General features: G+C 35.8%; 15 protein-coding genes. 11 read left to right on the forward strand and 4 right to left on the reverse strand.

All coding sequences use genetic code 11. The annotated features are described in order from the left end of the window. Positions 1-26: 26 nt before the first annotated feature. Positions 27-278 carry a type B 50S ribosomal protein L31 gene (locus GGR42_RS12520; protein ID WP_167964692.1) on the reverse strand — a complete coding sequence of 84 codons (252 nt, stop codon included), beginning with the start codon at positions 276-278 and terminating at the stop codon, positions 27-29. A gap of 169 nt (positions 279-447) precedes the next feature. Between GGR42_RS12520 and GGR42_RS12525 the strand changes: the two genes are divergently transcribed. Beyond that, entirely contained in the window at positions 448-969 is a 522-nt protein-coding gene (locus GGR42_RS12525; protein ID WP_167964694.1) for a DUF4199 domain-containing protein, read from the forward strand. 45 nt (positions 970-1,014) lie between these two features. Beyond that, the gene (locus tag GGR42_RS12530; RefSeq protein WP_167964696.1) at positions 1,015-1,962 is read left to right on the forward strand and encodes a glycosyltransferase family 2 protein; all 948 of its coding nucleotides are present in this window, start codon (positions 1,015-1,017) and stop codon (positions 1,960-1,962) included. Here GGR42_RS12530 and GGR42_RS12535 read toward each other — a convergent pair. Further along, complete coding sequence (locus GGR42_RS12535) at positions 1,959-4,601, reverse strand: T9SS type B sorting domain-containing protein (RefSeq protein ID WP_167964706.1); 2,643 nt, start codon at positions 4,599-4,601, stop codon at positions 1,959-1,961. The two genes, GGR42_RS12530 and GGR42_RS12535, sit on opposite strands and share 4 nt — an antisense overlap. Before the next feature lie 162 nt (positions 4,602-4,763). Here GGR42_RS12535 and GGR42_RS12540 point away from each other — a divergent pair, with 162 nt between their 5' ends. From GGR42_RS12540 to GGR42_RS12560, 5 genes are read left to right on the forward strand one after another with little or no spacing between them, the layout of a single operon-like run. Then, positions 4,764-6,485, forward strand: a complete 1,722-nt coding sequence (locus GGR42_RS12540; protein WP_167964708.1) for a phospho-sugar mutase — start codon at positions 4,764-4,766, stop codon at positions 6,483-6,485. Next, positions 6,485-8,311, forward strand: a complete 1,827-nt coding sequence (locus GGR42_RS12545; RefSeq protein ID WP_167964710.1) for an ABC transporter ATP-binding protein — start codon at positions 6,485-6,487, stop codon at positions 8,309-8,311. The genes GGR42_RS12540 and GGR42_RS12545 overlap by 1 nt, the downstream gene beginning before the upstream one ends. Positions 8,312-8,356: 45 nt before the next feature. Beyond that, a complete protein-coding gene (locus GGR42_RS12550) occupies positions 8,357-8,911 on the forward strand; it encodes an RNA polymerase sigma factor (RefSeq protein ID WP_394352761.1) in 555 nt (184 codons plus the stop codon). Positions 8,912-8,943: 32 nt separating this feature from the next. Then, a complete protein-coding gene (locus tag GGR42_RS12555) occupies positions 8,944-9,465 on the forward strand; it encodes a hypothetical protein (protein WP_167964712.1) in 522 nt (173 codons plus the stop codon). Further along, positions 9,452-9,898 (forward strand): hypothetical protein, encoded by a 447-nt coding sequence (locus GGR42_RS12560; protein WP_167964714.1) that lies wholly within the window; start codon positions 9,452-9,454, stop codon positions 9,896-9,898. The genes GGR42_RS12555 and GGR42_RS12560 overlap by 14 nt, the downstream gene beginning before the upstream one ends. Positions 9,899-9,904: 6 nt before the next feature. Here the strand turns inward: GGR42_RS12560 and GGR42_RS12565 are convergent, their stop codons facing one another. Then, a complete protein-coding gene (locus GGR42_RS12565) occupies positions 9,905-10,933 on the reverse strand; it encodes a WD40/YVTN/BNR-like repeat-containing protein (RefSeq protein WP_167964716.1) in 1,029 nt (342 codons plus the stop codon). A 71-nt stretch (positions 10,934-11,004) separates the two neighbouring features. On the opposite strand from GGR42_RS12565, the gene GGR42_RS12570 reads away from it, so the two are divergent. The 3 genes from GGR42_RS12570 to GGR42_RS12580 all read left to right on the forward strand — a co-directional run bounded on the left by GGR42_RS12570 (position 11,005) and on the right by GGR42_RS12580 (position 16,660). Further along, the gene (locus tag GGR42_RS12570) at positions 11,005-12,225 is read left to right on the forward strand and encodes an RsmB/NOP family class I SAM-dependent RNA methyltransferase (protein WP_167964718.1); all 1,221 of its coding nucleotides are present in this window, start codon (positions 11,005-11,007) and stop codon (positions 12,223-12,225) included. Between the two features lie 87 nt (positions 12,226-12,312). Next, positions 12,313-15,981, forward strand: a complete 3,669-nt coding sequence (purL, locus tag GGR42_RS12575) for a phosphoribosylformylglycinamidine synthase (RefSeq protein ID WP_167964720.1) — start codon at positions 12,313-12,315, stop codon at positions 15,979-15,981. 22 nt (positions 15,982-16,003) lie between these two features. Next, positions 16,004-16,660 carry a DinB family protein gene (locus GGR42_RS12580; protein ID WP_167964722.1) on the forward strand — a complete coding sequence of 219 codons (657 nt, stop codon included), beginning with the start codon at positions 16,004-16,006 and terminating at the stop codon, positions 16,658-16,660. A gap of 76 nt (positions 16,661-16,736) precedes the next feature. Here GGR42_RS12580 and GGR42_RS12585 read toward each other — a convergent pair whose 3' ends face one another. Further along, on the reverse strand, positions 16,737-19,340 hold the full coding sequence (locus GGR42_RS12585) for a T9SS type A sorting domain-containing protein (protein WP_167964724.1): 2,604 nt from the start codon (positions 19,338-19,340) through the stop codon (positions 16,737-16,739). Between the two features lie 253 nt (positions 19,341-19,593). Here GGR42_RS12585 and GGR42_RS12590 point away from each other — a divergent pair, with 253 nt between their 5' ends. Further along, on the forward strand, positions 19,594-21,366 hold the full coding sequence (locus tag GGR42_RS12590; protein ID WP_167964725.1) for an AMP-dependent synthetase/ligase: 1,773 nt from the start codon (positions 19,594-19,596) through the stop codon (positions 21,364-21,366). The last annotated feature ends 23 nt before the right edge of the window (positions 21,367-21,389 follow it).

The following is a 21,389-nucleotide window of genomic DNA, read 5'->3' on the forward strand; positions in this document are numbered from 1 at the left end:
TTAATAACTCTTTAAGAAGCAATTTATTACTTGCTGAACTTCTTGTATTTGTTCTTAAACTTATCAATTCTACCAGCAGTATCCACCAATTTGGCCTTACCTGTATAGAATGGGTGAGAGGTTCTTGAAATCTCCAATTTAATCAATGGATATTCAACACCATCAACCTCTAAAGTTTCTTTGGTATCCGCAGTAGACTTGGTGATAAAAACATCTTCATTAGACATATCTTTAAACGCTACCAATCTATAATTTTCTGGATGTATCCCTTTTCTCATTTTAATAAACTTTATTCCACTTAAATTTTGGAGGTGCAAATTTAGAAATTTCTCCTCGATTATCCAATACTAATTCACAAAAAAGAAAAATAAAAAATTGTATCTTTAAATGTAACAAAATTAGATAACCAACAACTTATTAAACAATCAACTAAAAACTTTTGATAAAATGGAAGAAATTCAAGTAAAACCAAAAAAATTCATTCTTAATTATGGCCTAATTCTAGGAGCCGTAGGTATAGTGTTTGGCGTAATGTTAATGACACAAAATATGCACTATGAACAGTCTTTACCTATAATTATAGTTTCCATTGTTCTTACTGGCGTCTTCGTTTTCTTGGGCGTCAACGCTTTCAAAAAGGCCAATGGAGGATATTTAAAAATTGCCGAGGCCCTAAAAATTGGGGTTGGTATAGCACTTATCTCTACCATTATTAGTCTTTTGTACAATTATGTTTTAATGACATTTATTGAGCCGGACTTTATGGACAAAGCCATGGAGATCGCCAAAACAAATGCTTTTGCAAAAAACCCAAAACTTACACAGGAGCAATGGGACACAGGGGTTGCAATGCAGGAAAAATTTGCATGGTTAAGGTATCCTATTGGTTTAATCATTGGTTGTTTACTTGGATTGGTTTTAGGGCTTATCAGTGGTTTGATCTTGAAAAAGAGCAAGGACGACTATTAAAAAACCAAAAAGCATTACTTTTGAAAGGAATTTCAGAATAAGTCAATGCAATTATCCATTGTAATTCCTTTACTTAACGAAGAAGAATCTATAAAAGAACTACATGATTGGATTGTATCCGTAATGCAATCCAATCATTTTTTATATGAAATTCTGTTTATTGATGATGGCAGTACGGATAGTTCTTGGGAAATAATCTCCAAACTTAGTGCAGAAAACCCCAATGCCAAAGGAATTAAATTTCTAAAAAACTTTGGGAAATCCCAGGCATTGCATGCAGGTTTTAGTTCTGCACAAGGGGATGTTGTAATAACTATGGATGCTGATTTACAGGACAATCCAGAAGAAATCCCAGAACTTTATAGCTTAATAACCAATGAAAATTATGATTTAGTTTCTGGCTGGAAGAAAAAGAGATATGACTCTGTTATCACAAAAAATATTCCTTCCAAGCTTTTTAATTGGGCTGCAAAAAAAACTTCTGGTGTTAAACTCCACGACTTTAATTGTGGCTTAAAGGCATATAATAAAATTGTAGTGAAAACAATTGAAGTATCAGGAGAAATGCACCGTTATATACCTGTATTGGCTAAAAATGCAGGCTTTGTAAAGATTGGCGAGAAAGTGGTTCAACACCAAGCTAGAAAGTATGGGAAAACAAAATTTGGAATGGAACGATTTATAAATGGCTTTTTGGACTTAATCACCATATGGTTTGTATCCAAATTTGGAAGGCGCCCCATGCATTTATTTGGAGCTTTGGGCGTAGTAATGTTCATTATTGGATTTGGGTTTGCCCTCTACTTGGGAATAGACAAATTATTCATAAACACCACGGGTAGACTTATTACCGACCGTCCCCAATTTTTTATCGCCTTAGCTTCTATGGTTATTGGCACCCAATTTTTCTTGGCAGGATTTTTAGGGGAAATTATATTAAGGTCAAAGCAGAACAAGGCAAACTATACCATAGACAAAACAACGAACATTTAGCGCTTTAATGCAAAGTGGCCATTAACCGTTCTGCCATTTTCTAGTTTCAATTTATACCAATAATCTGTTGAAGGCATTAATTGATTGTTATAAGTGCCATTCCAACCCTCTTGCCCATCCTTAAAAGTAGATATCAATTGTCCAAACCTGTCAAAAATTGATATTTCAAAATTGGGAAAAAACTCGGCATTGGCCAACGTCCATATATCATTTATACCATCATTGTTTGGTGAAAAGAAAGAATTCAACCCACCTACCACCACACTGGAATCAATGGTTTTACAATTATCAGTTACGCTAATCCCATAAATCCCAGGTTTTAAATTCTTAAAGGAATTTACCGTTTGATAGGTAAACCCATCATCTATTGAATATAGTATTTCGCTATTTTCGGTCTCAGCATGAACAATAACTTCATTGTTATCCCTAAAATCCCAAACCTCTATTTCATTTATTTTTAAATCGGAGCTTTCTTCCAAAATAAAGTGTTGGGTATAGCTACAGTTATCAACACTAAAATCTACTGAGTAATTTCCTACTTCGTTAACGGTAATAGATTGGGCATTCTCTCCCGTGGACCATGAATAAGTTAGAAAGCCTTCTGGCGCTTCAAGAACGGTTCCATTACCACATAATTTTAGGTTTACGGTATCTTCAAATTCTGGTCTTGAAATAATATCCAATGGTAATTTTCCCATAAAATCACAAGCGTTATTATTCTCCAACCTAAAGTAAAAAGCCCATTCATCAAAAGGTCCTATTTGATATTTTTCCAATGCAAGAGGTTCCACCTCCAACAAGGCATTAGATTCTGATGTGAATATCGAAATTCCATCATTATTTGGGAAATCATTTGCTATGTACTCATAAACATCACTTATATCAACAGTAAAAACCAATAAGGAATTTCCTATATCACATATCTGGGCTGCTGCATACGTTCCTAGATCAGACATTGCTTTTACGGTAAGCTCTATTTGCACAAATGTATAACATTCAGCATTCTCAAAGGCTCTAGCATAAATAATTTGCCCATTTGATGTATTCTCATAACTTTCAGAAGACAGTTGATTAATGTTGGCAATTGCATCATCCATTGATATAAAAAATAATGCATTAATATCTTCATTTCCATTACTGAACAAACTAATAGACTCACTTAAATTAAAGATTGATAAACCATCATCCAATCCATCAACATCACATTGCACCAATTCTATGCTATTGGTTACATTTGGCGATTCCGCTATTTCAACAAATTCAATATATTTTTTTGATGGACCACTAATAAAATCAACATCTATAGTTACGGTATAGACTCCATAGGCAGAAAATATATGGGTAGGGTTTAAATCTGAAGAGCTGTTGTCTGAACCGGAGCTAGGGTCTCCGAAATCCCAGCTTATTGATGCAATATCTGCTGAAGAATCAGTTGTAAAAGTTGTTGCTTCCCCTTCACAAAAGTTCTCAATGGTCACTATGGTCTCAAAGAAAGACTGAATAAAAGGGGGAAGTCCATATGTAGATAGGGCATTATCTCCTAAATCAACTTCAAACAACCTAAAATCACAATCAATTCCTTTTAAATTGGGAGTCCTTATAACAGAAAGTTTTTCGCCGGGAACAGCATGGTATATTTTCTTATCTATTCCCATTTGCAATGCCCCAGACACATTTCCCGCTAGGGTACTAGGGTAGGTTCCAACCAAATATTCAGAAGCGGGAATATCAAAATCATTCAAATCAAATTGAACTATTTCAAGGCTACCGACATCTACATCTCCCACAGTATCATCTATTGCCAGACCACTACTGTATAGCTTGGAAGAATTAGACGAGAACTCCACTCCATAATAGAGTCTCTTTGAAGGAATTTGAATCGCATTGCTCACCACTCCAGTGATATTGTCAAAATCGAATAGGTGTAAACTACTTGTGTACTCCGGTTCAATAATAGTATTGGCAATGGCTAGTTTTTTTCCATTAGGGGATATTTTAATACTCCCCCTTATATTATCACCGCCTGTTACCGTTGGCCCCAAAATAGATATAACAGGCTCCTCATTTACGCCAGTCCCATCAACTAAATATGAATAAAATTGGTTTTGATAGTGTGTTACGACCCAATAAGAAATACCGTCTGGTCCTATTACCGCAGTAACATTTTCGGAGGCATTTTCCAATAAGTCTATATTCTTAATTAATACGTCTCCATTACCCCCATCCAAACCCATGTCAATTACAGAATAATTAAACCCATTGGAACCACCCTCTCCATTATAGGCAAGTGCATCATCTGGTGTAAAGACATAGAAAATATCTTCAATAACTGGATTTGGCACAACCAATGCAGATTGCGTAGTAGAAAAACTTCCTTTTAGACCTGTTCCATTGGGCATTATACCATGGTTACGATTCCATACCGTTTTACCATCTGTATAAAAAAGCAAATTACCGTTCACATCTGAAAAAGTTTCACATCCCTCTACTGTATTTAACTGTCCCCCATTCAAAATTTGGGGAGCTCCAGAGTTAAAATCCAGTCCAGCATTTGCTCCAAAAAACCAGTTGGACGCTTCTCGCTGACCATAAGTAGTACAAGCCAATAAAAGCATAAGGAAGCATATAGCTTGTTTCATTTCCAATGAGTTAGTAGAGTAAATTTTTAAAAATAATGACTTTTCGATATATATAAAAATTACACGGTACAAATACAGTAAACCATGGACATATAACATGAAATATACCCGTGGACACTGAAAAATAAAAAATCTAATGTAACTTTGCCAAAAATAATTTCCATGAGTACAATTGCCGATTCCGCTTTAAAAACCGCACAAACTTGGTTGACAGATTTTTTTGATTCTGAGACTAGAATAAAAATTAAAAATCTTATGCAGAATGACCCTCAAGAATTAGAGGAACGGTTCTACAAAGATCTGGAATTTGGAACTGGTGGAATGCGTGGAGTTATGGGTGTGGGCACCAATAGAATAAACAAGTATACCTTAGGGAAAAACACACAGGGTTTGGGTAATTACCTAAAACAGACATACCCAAACGAGCAGTTAAAAGTTGTAATTGCCTATGACTGCAGACATAATAGTGATACGCTGGCCAGAACGGTAGCGGAAGTGCTTTCTGCAAATGGAATAAAGGTTTTTTTGTTTTCCGAATTAAGAACTACACCAGAACTTTCTTTTGCTGTAAGACACCTGGGCTGTCATGCTGGAATTGTTTTAACAGCTTCCCATAATCCGCCAGAATATAACGGTTATAAAGTATATTGGGCAGATGGTGGACAGATTGTCCCTCCGCAAGATGGGGAAATAATTGCTGAAATCAACAAACTCTCTTTTGAAGATATTAAATTTGACGCAAACGATAATTTAATAGAATTAATTGATAAAGAAGTTGATGAGGCTTTCTTTGAAGCATCTGTCGCCAACGGAAACTTTAATGCCGAGGGAAAGGATGATTTTAAAATTGTATTCACCTCTATCCATGGAACATCCATTACTGCCATTCCTGAAGTTCTAAAGCGGGCAGGTTATAAAAATGTTACAGTAATTGAAGAGCAAGCGAAACCAGATGGTAATTTTCCAACAGTAAAATCTCCTAACCCAGAAGAGCCAGAAGCCTTGGCAATGGCCATTGATAAAGCTGAAAAAATTGGTGCAGACATGGTTGTGGGTACAGATCCGGACAGTGACCGTTTAGGAATTGCTGTACGCAACTTAGAAGGTGAAATGGAATTGCTCAATGGAAACCAAACCATGGTCCTAATGACCAAGTTTTTATTGGACCAAAGAAAGACCGCCGGATTTAAAGGAAATGAATTTATTGCCACTACAATTGTTTCCACGCCTATGGTAGAAAAATTGGCAAACGCATATGGTGTAGGATACAAAACTTCCCTTACTGGTTTTAAATGGATCGGCAAAATGATCAAAGACTTCCCGAACGAATATTTTGTAGGTGGTGGTGAAGAAAGTTTTGGTTACATGGTAGGCGATTTTGTTCGTGATAAAGATGCTGTTACCTCTACTCTACTAGCATGTGAAATTGCTGCCCAAGCAAAAGCAAATGGAAGTTCTTTTTATAAGGATTTAATTGATTGTTATGTTGATTATGGTTTTTATAAAGAGCATCTTATTTCCATAACCAAAAAAGGAATGAGCGGTGCCAAAGAAATTAAGCAAATGCTTAAAAACTTTAAAGAAAATCCCGTTGAATCTGTTCAAGGCTCTAAAGTTATTTGGGTTGAAGACTATAATACCTCTATCGCCAAAAATGTTATTTCTGGCGAGGAAAAAGCAATTAAGATTCCAAAATCCAACGTACTAGTCTATGTAACCGAAGATGGTACCAGAATAGCGGCCAGACCAAGTGGAACAGAACCCAAGGTGAAATTTTATATCACTACCAATACAACATTGGACAATTCTGAAGATTTCAAGGTAGTTGATAAAAAATTGGATGCTAAAATAAATGGTATCTTGGAGGAACTGAAATTAGGTTAATGGAGTACTTTAAAAAGATTCTACAATTTGCACTTCCTTATCGCAAATATGGATTTTTAAATATTTTTTTCAATATACTTTATGCATTGTTCAGTGCGCTTTCATTTGCCGCATTGATTCCCATGTTGGATGTTCTTTTTAAGCCAGAGAACAGAATTACTGTTAAACCAGTTTATACAGATTTAGGGCACTTAAAAGATTATTTACAGGAATATATTAATTACAGGGTCAATCTATATTCCGGTGATGATCAAATGAAGGGATTAGTTTTGGTAATTGGGTTAGTTCTCATCTTGTTTCTGTTAAAAAACTTCTTTAATTATTTGGCGATGTACTTTATTACCTTTCTAAGGAATGGGGTCTTAAAGGACATTAGAAACAAAATGTACCAAAAAATAACAGATTTACCTGTTTCTTATTTTTCTGAAAAACGCAAAGGCGATGTCATTGCCAGGGTTACATCTGATGTGCTGGAGATTCAACATTCTTTTTTGTCAGTTCTTGAGTTGATCGTTCGAGAACCCCTTACCATTTTGTTTACCATCATCATCATGTTTGGGATAAGTACAAAACTGACATTGTTTGTATTTATATTCATCCCTATTGCCGGAATGATTATTTCCAGGATTGGAAAATCTTTAAAAAAGAAATCTGATAGAGTACAAAAAGAGCAAGGGGAATTTTTGTCCATCGTAGAGGAAACTCTTGGTGGGCTCAGGGTAATAAAAGCATTTAATGCAGAATCAAAATTTTACAATACGTTTAAAAACTCCACGAATCGTTTTTTTAAATTCTCCAATACATTGTTGAACAGGCAAAATTTGGCATCCCCTACTGGAGAATTCCTAGGTATTTTGGTTATAGGTGTGTTGCTTTGGTTTGGTGGCAAAATGGTTCTGGTAGATAAAACTTTGGATGCTTCTTCATTCATTGCATATATGGGATTAGCATACAATATTTTAACTCCTGCAAAGGCAATTAGCAAAGCATCATACGGTGTTAAAAAAGGAAATGCAGCAGCCGAAAGGGTACTGCAAATATTGGAAACTGAAAATTCCATCACTGAAAAAAGCGATGCAGTAGTAAAAACTGATTTCAATGAAGAAATTCAATTAAAAGGTGTCTCCTTTAAATATGAAGATGATTTCGTCCTAAAAAGTCTAAATCTAAAAATCCCAAAGGGCCATACTGTGGCTTTGGTTGGTCAATCTGGAAGTGGAAAATCCACAATTGCCAATCTTGTTACTAGGTTTTATGATGTGAACGAAGGTGGAATCCTCATAGATGGCATCGATATTAAGGACATGACCAAAAAATCCTTGAGGGACCTTATGGGTCTAGTTACCCAGGATTCTATCTTATTCAATGATACTGTTAAAAACAATATCGCCCTAGGGAAAGATAATGCTACCGATGAAGAAATTGCGGAAGCTGCTAAAATTGCCAATGCACATGAGTTTATTTTAGATCTTCCTAATGGATATGACACCAATATTGGGGATAGCGGAAATAAATTAAGTGGTGGCCAAAAACAAAGATTATCCATAGCCCGTGCTGTTTTAAAAAATCCCCCAATCATGATCTTAGATGAAGCAACATCCGCTTTGGATACAGAAAGTGAACGTTTGGTGCAAGATGCTTTGGAGAAAATGATGCTGAATAGAACATCCTTGGTTATTGCCCATAGATTATCCACCATCCAAAAGGCAAATACCATTGTAGTTTTGAAAAAGGGAAAAATTTCAGAAATAGGATCCCATGAAGAATTATTGGCAAAAAAAGGAGCCTATCAAAAATTGGTAGCTATGCAATCTTTTGATTCCTAGACTAAACCTTTTCCTCAAAAAAAGGTCATATAAATACAAAGGACAATGTCTTTGATTGACGAAGAAACATTATTATTTCAATTAAAACAAAAGGATAAGACGTCGTCTTCCAAGGCTTTTGAGGTGCTGGTTAACACCTATAAAGAAAGACTCTATTGGCATATCCGTAAAATTGTGCTAAGTCACGATGATGCAGATGATGTACTACAAAATACTTTTATTAAAGTATACAAAAACATTGATGGTTTTAAAGGGGATAGCAAGCTGTTCTCTTGGATGTACCGCATCGCTACAAACGAAGCACTTACTTTTTTTAAGTCGAAATCAAAAAAAATGGGAGTAAATTCGGAAGAGCTTCAAGAGAGATTGGTTGGTAATTTAAAATCAGATGTGTATTTTGAGGGCGATGCTATTCAATTTAAATTACAGCAAGCCATTGCAACACTACCAGAAAAACAAAAGTTGGTGTTCAATATGAAATATTTTGATGATTTAAAATATGAAGAGATTTCCAATATTCTAGAGACATCAGTTGGTGGGTTAAAAGCATCCTATCACTTGGCTGTAAAAAAGATAGAATCGTTTTTAAAAGAAGATTAAACCTTTTAAAACATTGATAGTCAAACTAAAGAATGAAAAAGGCAAATAAAAATAGTGGTTTTAAAACTCCCGAGGGATATTTTGAAAGTTTACCTGCTAAACTTTTAAGCAAAATATCCAATGAGGAGGTTACTTTGCCAAATTCTGATGTTCAGCATGATGGATTTAGGGTGCCCCAGAGCTATTTTGAAAATCTAACTCAGGATATTCTCGAAAAAGTTGATAAGAAGGAAACCAAAGTAGTTTCACTCTATAAAAAATATTATTATGTAGCTGCTTCAATTGCTGCTGTTTTTGTGGTGTTTTTTGCAATTAGAACGAATACCAACAAAACACCCTCCTTTGATAGCTTGACAAGTAGTACCATAGAAAATTATTTTGAAGACTATGAACTGGATTTCAATGAGAACGAATTGGCAGAGTTATTGCCAATTCATGATGTGGAAATAAATGATATCTTAAATAAAGAAATAAACCAAGAAGGAATTGTTGAGTATTTGGACAACAATATTGAGGATTTACAAGAATTAAATAATATATATGATGAAGAATAGAATAGTATTATTCATTGCAGTTTTTCTTATGACCGTAACTATGTCATTTGGGCAAGATAAACCCGATTTTGAAAAAATAAAAGCTTTAAAAGTAGCATTTTTTACCGAGCGTTTAAGTCTCAGTAGTAATGAGGCAGAATCATTTTGGCCCATTTATAATGAGTATGAAGAGAAAAGGCACCGATTGGGAAAAGAACAGTACCATGGTTTTTACAGTAAATTGGGAGACGAAAATATTAGTGAAAAAGAAGCCGATGCTCTTTTGAACAAATATTTATCCATTGAAGAAGAGGAGGAAGAATTAGATAAAGCTTTCATGCTTAAAGTAAAAAAAATGCTTTCTGCCAAAAAAACACTTCTCTTAGTAAAAGCTGAAAAAGATTTTCAGAAAGAATTAATCAGGGGATACCGTAAAAAACACGGAGGTCGCTAACTAGACTTATCTAAAGGTCAATTTAGCTATTCTGTTTTTTCCAGCTGCGTAAGCAATGGAATCATTCAAAAAACGAATAGTGTAAAAAGGCTCTTCCGATAGTTGTTTCCATGTGCTGCCCATGTCTTTTGAATAGGAAATTCCAGTAAACCCCAAAGCAACAATATCTTTACCACCGCCATTTGGTACAAATTGCACGCAACTTTTATATCCAGGTTCCTGATTATTGGCAATCAATTCCCATGTTTTTCCACCGTCTAATGTAATGGCTTTATTTGCATGGTTATTTTCTGGCTTAGTAAAATCTCCCCCAAATGCAAAACCAATATTTTCATCATAAAAGTCTATAGAATAAATGCCCTCGGTTGGCCCATCTCCCAATACTGGGGTCTGTACGTATTCCCAAGTGTTTCCCTTATCTGGGGAAAAATAAATTCGGCTACCAGTAGTGGCAATCCATGTTTTATTTCCTTTGACATCAACATTGGTATTGCTGGCAGCAAAAGCTCCTTCTTCAATGATGGCTTTTGGTAATATTTCGCATGGTAATTTGTTCCATGAAGTACCTCCATCCCTAGTTATGATTATAGACAAACAACCATCCACACTATCACCAATCGCAATTCCTTCCCTATTGTTCCAAAATGTCATGGAGTCATAAAAAACTGTTTCACCTTCTTCTATATAAACCAACTCCATTTGTCCACTATCACCAGTTTTGTACAACAATGCTGGATTGGCCACGGAAAGCATAAAGAAATCAGTAGCTGTATGACCAACTGCCCTAAAACTGGGGAAAATTGAATCATATATTTGAATATTTGTACGCACTTTATTCGAACTTAAATCTACAGAACCAAAATTTCCATTACTTCCTGCAAAAGCTAAGCTTCCATTCATAATTTCAATTGCTCTAATACTGACGGAATCTTGATAAACATCATCAACGGTCACTGATGAATATAGGTGTGATTTTTCACTCTGGTCACAAGAAACTAAAAAACAAAAGGTTATAAAAAGGAAAAGGAATTTCATTGCTTTAAATTTTGCTAAAAATAAGAGGAATCCCCATCAAAACAATACCTTTGCATTCTTAATTTTTTTTGATGCGTTTACACAGAAATTTGGTCTTTGCGGTTATTGATGCCTTGAATTTAATATTCAATGAAGGTGAATATGCAGATAAGGTGGTACAAAAAGTATTAAAGTACGATAAACGTTGGGGAGCGCGTGATCGTGGTTTTATTGCGGAAACCACATATGAAATGGTAAGGTACAAGAGGTTGTACGCCGAAATTGCTGAAGTAAAGGCGCCTTTTAGTAGGCCGGAATTGTTCCGTATGTGGGCTGTATGGGCCGTGCTCAAAGGAATTGAACTTCCAGATTGGAAACAAATAGAGCCTACTCCAGAAAGGCGAATTAAGGGAAAGTTTGATGAACTTTCAAAAATTAGAAAGTACAGGGAAGCGGTTCCAGATTGGATAGATGAGTTATGCGCAAAATCATTAGGTGATAAATTATGGACAAAAGAGCTAGAGGCCCTAAATAAAAAAGCAGAAGTAATATTGCGTACCAATACGCTAAAAAACACCAAAGAACAATTGCGCAATGCCTTAAAAAAGGAAGGTATTGAGACTGAACCTATAAAAGGATATCCCTTAGCATTACGGTTACCAGAACGCGCCAATGTTTTTGTAACGGAAGCTTTTAAAAATGGTTTGTTTGAGGTTCAAGATGCCAGTTCCCAACTAGTAGCAGAACTTCTAGATGTAAAGCCTGGACAGCGTGTAGTGGACACTTGTGCTGGAGCAGGTGGAAAATCTCTTCACCTCGCCGCTTTAATGGAAAACAAAGGGCAATTAATTGCGATGGACATATATGGCAGCAAATTAAAAGAACTAAAAAGGCGAGCCAGAAGAAATGGTGCCCATAACATTGAACCTCGTGAAATAGATTCCACTAAAGTCTATAAAAAATTATACGGGAGTGCTGATAGGGTTTTAATAGATGCTCCATGTACAGGGTTAGGGGTCATTAGAAGAAATCCCGATACTAAATGGAAATTGCAACCAGATTTTCTTGATAAAATAACCAAAACTCAACAAGAAATACTCAGAAACTATAGCAAAATAGTTAAAAATGGGGGTAAACTGGTCTATGCAACTTGCTCCATACTTCCACAAGAAAATTCTGACCAAGTAACATCTTTTTTGGCATCGGATGAAGGAAAAGAATTTAAATTGGTCAAAGAAAACAAAGTCTATGCATCCAAAAGTGGTTATGATGGATTTTATATGGCATTGTTGGAAAAAAGTAATCAACAATAATCGTTCAAAACTGTTTAAAGTCAACCTCAAAATTCAAAGTTAAAGGCGTAAATTTGTACTTTCTTAAGCTAAACAATTTTGCACTTTATGATTCACTTCTTCGGGGACTTAAGCACCAAGGTTTTTGCGGTACAGGCCAATCAAGAAATTTCAAAACAGGACATTACAAAACTTACATGGTTGTTCGGCGACCAACCAAAACTAAACATGGCATCCCTGGATGCCTTTTTTGTTGGCCCACGAGCTGCAATGATTACACCATGGAGTACAAATGCTACGGAAATCACACAAAACATGGGTATTTCAGGTGTTGTTCGCATCGAAGAATTTAAAGTGGTTTCAAAAGACTTCGAGGATTATGACCCCATGATTTCTCAAAAATATGAGGGGCTTTCACAAGGTATTTTTACAATTGATATTCAACCAGAACCTATTTTGGAAATAGAAGATATAGCTGGCTACAATCAACAAGAAGGCCTTGCTTTGAGTGATGAAGAAATTGAATATCTAAATGAACTGTCCAAAAAGATAAATCGAAAATTGACCGATTCTGAAATCTTTGGTTTTAGTCAAGTAAATTCGGAACACTGTAGGCATAAGATTTTTAATGGCACCTTTATAATAGATGGTAGCGAAATGCCCACTTCTTTGTTCAAACTCATTAAAAAGACATCTGAAGAGAATCCAAATGATATTGTATCCGCATACAAAGATAATGTTGCTTTTGTTAAAGGACCTAAAGTGACTCAGTTTGCTCCCAAAAGTGCCGATAAGCCAGATTTTTATGAAGAAAAAGAGTTTGAATCTGTAATTTCCTTAAAGGCTGAAACCCATAATTTCCCAACAACTGTAGAGCCTTTTAATGGTGCAGCTACAGGTTCTGGAGGAGAAATTAGAGATAGATTGGCTGGAGGCAAAGGTTCACTTCCCTTGGCAGGAACGGCAGTATATATGACTTCTTACTCAAGGTTGGACCCAAATCGTCCATGGGAAAGTGGAATGACAGAAAGAGAATGGCTATACCAAACCCCAATGGACATTTTAATTAAGGCATCCAATGGGGCATCGGACTTTGGAAATAAATTTGGACAGCCATTGATTGCAGGTTCTGTGTTGACATTTGAACACCAAGAAGAATCAAGAAAGCTAGGGTATGACAAAGTAATTATGCAAGCAGGTGGTATTGGATATGGAAAAGCAGACCAAGCCATAAAAGATATTCCTGCAAAAGGGGATAAAATAGTAATTCTTGGGGGTGACAACTATCGCATTGGTATGGGTGGCGCAGCTGTTTCCAGTGCAGATACGGGTGCCTTTGATTCGTCTATAGAATTGAATGCCATACAACGTTCCAATCCAGAAATGCAAAAAAGAGCGGCGAATGCAGTAAGAGGCATGGTGGAAAGTGATGTAAACTCAATTGTATCCATACATGATCATGGTGCAGGTGGCCATTTAAACTGTTTGTCTGAACTTGTAGAAGAAACAGGCGGTAAGATAGATTTGGACAAACTCCCTTTAGGTGACCCTACCCTATCATCGAAAGAAATCATTGGGAACGAATCCCAAGAACGTATGGGATTGGTAATTGGCGAAAAAAATATTGGCTTATTACAACGAATTGCAGAAAGAGAACGTTCACCCATGTATGAAGTAGGACATGTTACAGGGGAACATCGATTTACTTTTGAGTCCAAAAAAAGTGGTGAAAAGCCAATGGACTTAGCTCTTTCTGGTATGTTTGGGAGTTCTCCAAAAACAATTATGACGGACACTTCCATAGAAAGGAAGTACAATACTCCCATCTATTCGTTGGAAAACTTCCACGATTATCTGGAACAAGTATTGCAATTGGAGGCAGTAGCCTCCAAAGATTGGTTGACCAATAAGGTAGATAGATGCGTTGGGGGTCGCGTGGCAAAACAACAGTGTGTGGGACCATTACAGTTGCCTTTGAACAATTGCGGGGTAATGGCATTGGATTTTAAAGGAAAAGAAGGGATTGCCACTTCCATTGGACACTCCCCTATTTCTGGGTTGATTGACCCCGTAGCAGGAAGTTTAAACAGTATTACAGAGGCTTTGACCAATATTATTTGGGCTCCTTTAAAAGAAGGGCTACAATCTATTTCACTTTCAGCCAACTGGATGTGGCCTTGTAAAAATGAAGGGGAAGACGCAAGGTTGTACAAAGCTGTAAAAGCCGTATCAGAATATTCCATTGCCCTGGGAATCAATGTACCCACTGGTAAGGATTCCCTATCCATGAAGCAAAAATACAAAGATGAGGAAGTCATAGCCCCAGGGACTGTAATTATATCAGCAGCAGGAAACTGTAATGATGTTAACAATGTTATTGAGCCAGTATTTCAAAAAAATGGTGGGGATATATATTTCATCAACGTATCCAAAGATTCTTATAAGATTGGCGGTTCTTCTTTTGCGCAAATTCTAAATAAAATTGGCAATGAAGCCCCTACCATAAAAGATGCCAGCTATGTAAAGACCGTCTTTAATACTGTTCAAAATGCTATAAAAAATAATCACATTGTTGCTGGACACGATGTAGCTTCGGGTGGATTAATTACTACATTGTTGGAAATGTGCTTTGCGGACAACGATTTAGGTGCCAAATTGGATTTAACCGATTTGGGAGAAACTGATACTATTAAGCTATTGTTTTCGGAAAATGCTGGAATAGTTTTTCAAGCCAATAACAGCTCAATTGAAACCCTATTGAATGATGCCAAAATTGATTTCAAAAAAATTGGGAAGGTAGTTTCAGAAAGTACGTTGACAATTAAAAATGGAGGAATGGAAATGGGACTCAATGTAGTGTCATTAAGAGACAAATGGTTCAAAACCTCTTATTTATTAGATAGTAAGCAAACTGCCAATAATTTAGCAAAAGACAGATTTAATAATTATAAGGCACAGCCTCTTCAATACACTTTTTCTAAAAACTTCACAGGTATATTGCCCGTTATTTCTGATGGAGCCAAGAAACCAAAAGCAGCAATTTTACGAGAAAAGGGAAGTAATTCTGAACGAGAAATGGCCAACGCCATGTACTTAGCTGGTTTTGATGTAAAAGATGTTCACATGACCGATTTGATTTCTGGTCGTGAAACTTTAGAAGATATTCAATTTATTGGCGCTGTGGGCGGGTTCTCCAACTCCGATGTTTTGGGAAGTGCCAAAGGTTGGGCAGGAGCCATTAAATACAATAAAAAAGCCAATTCTTCCATTAAAAATTTCTTTGCTCGCCCTGATACACTTTCTATTGGAATATGCAATGGCTGCCAATTGTTCATGGAACTGGATTTAATAAACCCTGAACATGAGACCCATGGTAGACTAACCTTTAATGAATCAGGGAAACATGAAAGTAATTTTACATCTGTAAAAATCCAAAAAAATAATTCTGTAATGCTTTCCTCGCTAGAAGGCACTACTTTAGGAGTTTGGATATCCCATGGTGAAGGAAAATTCAGCTTACCACATTCCGAGAATTTATATGACATAGTAGGCACATATGGATATAAAGACTACCCTTCTAACCCTAATGGCAGTGATTTTAACACTGCTATGTTATGTGATAGTTCTGGTAGGCATCTAGTGACGATGCCACATATAGAACGCTCTATTTTTCCATGGAATTGGGCTTACTACCCAAAAGATAGAAAAGATGAAGTGTCCCCATGGTTAGAGGCTTTTGTAAACGCAAGAAAATGGGTTTTAAAAAATAATAACTAACTTATGGTCAAATAATTAGACTATGCAAAATATAGAGCATTCTTTTAACAGAAGGAATTTTATTAAAAAATCATCATTACTCACCTTAGGAGCTTTTAGCACTGGGAATATTTATGCGTCTCCAGATGTTCTACCCTTAAATTATGGTCAGGAAAATGATATAAATATTGTTGGCCCCAAAGAAGGTTTTACTCCACAAATTGGCACTTTGGTTTCTATGATGAATTGGATGCGCATGGTAATTCTTTCCCCTGTAAAAGATATGAGTGTTTTCGATTTGGATTTTCTTGTAGATGAAAATGCAAATAGTATTGGTGCCATGTTAATGCATTTAGCCGCTACTGAGCGTTTTTATCAAATACATACGTTTGAAAATAAGAATTGGGGGGACTGGCCTTCCGATGATGCAAAAAAATGGACTACCGCTTCTCGTTTAGGGGATGAAGCAAGAAAGAAAATTAAAGGTAATACTTATGAGTTTTACCTAAATGAGCTTTCTCAAGTGCGTGAGCATACCATAAAAGAGTTTGCTAAAAGAGATGATGAATGGTTATTATCTGTAGATCAGGATTGGCCATGGGGGCCAACAAACAACTATTGTAAATGGTTTCATGTATGTGAACATGAATCTAACCATAACGGACAATTTAAATTTATAAAATCAAGAATTACAACCTAATATTATTATCAAAACTTAAAGCTACATATTTCATAGCAAAATGAAAACATGCAGCTTTTCATAAATCAAACTCAAATTATTTAACCAACAATCTACCGCTCCAAATTTTGTCATAAGCGTTTTGAATTTTATATAGGTATAGGCCAGGAGCAAGATTTCTTCTACTCAAGGTGATTTCATTTTGTCCTTCTACACTAGCACCTTCCATGTGCTGGTTCGTCATTAAACGACCATCGAGTGTGAACACATCAAATTGATATTCTGACGCTTTTTCTTCATAAAAATACAATATGGAACTTTCTACCATTGGGTTTGGATATACAATAGATTTATTGAGATTACTATCTATGAACTGTTGACTTGCTTCACGATTATGAAAATCGATATTCCTCAACTCCATATTTTTTTTCTCGTTATGTCCATTCGCGGCTATTAGATTAAAGGATATTACTTTAATACTGGCAAAATCTGTATTATTTCCTCCATCATCCTTAAAATCAGAGTCACTTAACATATAGGTCTTCATCTCATTCTCTAAGAAGACCCTGGTTATAAATATAGACCCATCCCCTTTTAATAATTGTACTTCCAACGTACCAGTACCTTTGGCATTAAAACTTACCTTTTGATAATCACTAAGGTCTACTGCTGCAAATCTTGGACTAAGAGCTCTATATACACCCATGTAATTACTTGTAGATCCTTCAATTATTACATTTCGTTCAATCGGGTAGCCCTCACCTATATATGGTCCTTGTGCCGGTAAAACTTCATAAGTATCAACTGTGGTATCCCCGGCAGAACCATCTAACCCCCATGGGGCATCGGCCACAAACAAATCATCTGGTGTATCTCCTAGACCCGCAGAAATTCTAAAACCTAAATCGAACAACGTCCCTGTGTGCAAGGAAACAGAGTCCAGATAACCATCAATACTAGCAGAAACACCAATTATCTCAGTATTACTTGTTTCAGTAAGTTTTAACCCACCTTCCAGGTTAATGGAATTTGAATTATTATTATTTACCATGTTTAGCAGTACTTCACCATTTCTATATCTGGCAGATTTCACAAACACTGGTGGTGGTGGTGAGCCATTGTATGTTGAAATTTCAGCATTGGCTTCCAACAAATTTAAAATTTCATCTGCAAGTTTTAAAAGGTCATCAATAGAATTGGACCAAATCTGAAAATTATAATATGGTGTATCCTTAACATACGCATCTATATTCCAGTGAGATTCTATTATGAAACTATTTTCATTATTTACTCTTGCTGAAAATGTTAGTGCAAATTCTTTACTACCATCTGGTTGTTTGATAATGGATTTTATAAAGTCTTTTTCACGTAATTGAATATTAGAAACGGATAATAGTTCCGCGCCAAGAAAACGATCACATATAAATTTACTATGCTCATATACTTGATTATCAGTTTTAATAACCATAACCGAACCAAGGTTTTTTGTGTCATTTAAGTAATCTACCGAATAAATATCGGAAGCATTGGTTAAATCTAATAAATCATCTGGGGAAGATTCTATAGTACTGGTTTCCCCTACCACACCAATTGGAATTAAATTAGTTAATGGAATATTGTTTACATTAGTTTTAGCATTTATACCATATAGGTCACTTTTTTTTACTCTTTTTGCTTTGCTTTTATCAAAAACATAATTCTTTTTAGCACGTTGGTAATTTCTATTGTTAATTAAATTGGCTAACCTATCATTACTTTCAAGTCCACCATCATTGGCACTTGACGCTGTCTGTATTACAGGACATTCCGCAATTCCAGAACAAGCCGGGTCATCACAATCAACTAGCCCATCACCATCGTCATCCACACCATTAATACAATCTTCTTGCGGAACTGGGGCCGTTGGGCATCTAGCACCATCATTACTGGAAGCTGCTGGACCAAATGCAAAAATATTAGAAGTCATTATTCCGCTCTGAATATTGTGCACTTCATTAATCTTGTAAACAGAACCAGTTTGATTGGCAGATACATAAAAGTTACCATCTACATCAAAATAAACAGCTCCAAAAGTATAGTTAAGTCCGGCCAAAATAGGAACTTCACCTAAGTCTTCCACCACTCCAGATTCTGCATCAATACGATATAAATGATTTGTTCCTTTTTCTACAGTATATAATTTATTATCAGCCGCATTAAATGCCCAATCGTGAATTTTAATGGATTTGCTCAAGGTGCTAGCCCCCAGATATTGTAAATAATTGTTTGATTCAGGATTTAAATCAACACTATAATAAGTGCTAGAACCAGCTCTAAAGTAGTATATACCATCTATAGATATATCTCCAACATATTTATTTCCATTATTGGGCAATTCTGGTATGGTATATACATCGGTACTAAAATCCTTTCCGATTCTCACTAACGAAATTTGGGGCGTACTTAAATAACCCCACAGGTATCCATCGGCAGAATTATATGCAGCACCATTAATATTGCCAGAGGTAATATTAGGAGCCACCAAATATGAACTCCCTGATGCCAAATCCAAAGCATAGACATCATTATATTGAAATAAATAAGCATTGAAGTCACAATCAAAAGGTTCCGATTGTGAACTTGCTTCGAAGCTTCCTAAAGCTAGAAAAATAAAAACTGTAATATATTGAACATTAAATTTTATTAAGTATTTTTTTTCCATAATTCCTACGATTTGGTTTTTAAACATGAAAACAAACCTACAGAGTTTGTGTGAAGATTTTTCCTACAAAACACTAAGGTGTAGTTATAACATGTTCAATTACAATTTATTGTCGATAAATGGTTAAAATCGGTAAACTACATTCATTATAAAAGATCAAGAAATTTGCAATTAAAACAGTATATATTTATTAATACCATTTTAAATTCCCATTTCCTTTTGTTACTTTGCAATTACTATTTAGATACTAAGTATGCAAAACATAACCAGGTTATTTGATTTTCCACAATATCAATTGGAAAAATTCAATCTTAAAGAATCGTTGGTAACCAAATATAACGGTAAATGGACCCCCACCTCTACCCAAGAATATGTGGATAAAGCAAATGCCATAAGTCGTGGGTTGTTAAAACTGGGTGTTAAACCAAACGACAAAATTGCTGTTATTTCCATGACCAATAGGACAGAATGGAATATCATGGACATTGGCATTCTCCAGCTTGGAGCCCAAAATGTTCCCATCTATCCAACAATATCTGAAGATGATTATGAATATGTACTAAATCACTCAGAGGCTAAATATTGCTTTGTTTCTTGTTCTGAAGTTTTAAAGAAAGTACTATCCATAAGCTCCAAACTTAAAAAATTAAAAGACGTCTATTCTTTTGATGACCTATCTAATTGCAGTAATTGGGAAAAAGTCCTGGAATTGGGGTCTGATACATCCAATCAAAAAGAAGTAGAAAAATTAAAAGCTGCGGTTCAGCCAGAAGATTTAGCTACAATAATATATACATCTGGTACTACTGGTAGGCCAAAAGGTGTAATGTTATCCCATAACAATTTGGTAAGCAATGCGTTAGAAAGCTCTAAGCGTCTTCCAATAGAAAATGGCAATGTGAGAGCTTTAAGTTTTTTACCAGTTTGTCATGTTTATGAACGTATGTTGATGTATTTATATCAATATCAAGGAGTATCCATTTATTTTGCCGAATCCATGGATAAAATAAGTGACAATCTTAAAGAAACTGCACCACATGTAATGACCGCCGTTCCAAGATTACTTGAGAAAGTATATGACAAAATCATTGCCAAAGGAACTGAACTTAAGGGAATAAAAAAGAAACTGTTCTTTTGGGCTGTTGAAGTGGGATTAAAATATGAACCTTACGGTCAGAATGGTTGGTTATATGAAAAGAAGTTGTCCTTGGCACGTAAACTAATTTTTAGCAAATGGAAAGAAGGTCTTGGAGGTAACCTGTCGCTGATAGCCTCTGGTAGTGCAGCCTTACAACCAAGATTGGCAAGAATATTTAACGCAGCAGAAATGGGTGTCATGGAAGGTTATGGCCTTACTGAAACGTCCCCTGTGCTCAGCGTTAATGATATGCGGAAAAAAGGATTTAGAATAGGAACCGTTGGAAGACCTTTGGACAGAACTGAAATAAAAATTGCTGAGGATGGTGAGATTTTGGCCAAAGGCCCCCAAGTAATGATGGGTTATTATAAAGATCCAGAGAAAACATCAGAAGTAATGACCGATGACTATTTTCATACGGGAGATATTGGAGAAATTGATGAAGATGGTTTTCTTAAAATTACAGATCGCAAGAAACAGATGTTCAAAACATCCGGCGGCAAGTATGTTGCTCCGCAATTATTGGAAAATAAGTTTAAACAATCCCGCTTCATTGAACAAATAATGGTTGTGGGCGAAGGTGAGAAAATGCCTGCAGCTTTGATTCAACCAAATTTTGAGTTTTTATATGAGTGGGCAAATCGTCATAATATTACTCTAGGGGAGAATTCAGATATTGTTCATAATGAAAGAGTTTTGGCTCGCTACCAAGAAGAAGTCGATATTGCCAATGAGAGTTTCGCCAAATGGGAGAAAGTAAAGCAATTTAGATTAACCCCGGATGTATGGAGTGTGGACGAGGGACACCTGACCCCTACCATGAAACTTAGACGTAAAATTATTAAAGAAAAATATCTTGCTTTATACAATGATATTTATGGACATTAATTGTTCCGTTATAGTCTAACTCC

The sequence above is a fragment of the Saonia flava genome (genome assembly GCF_011927795.1).
Lineage (GTDB): Bacteria > Bacteroidota > Bacteroidia > Flavobacteriales > Flavobacteriaceae > Saonia > Saonia flava.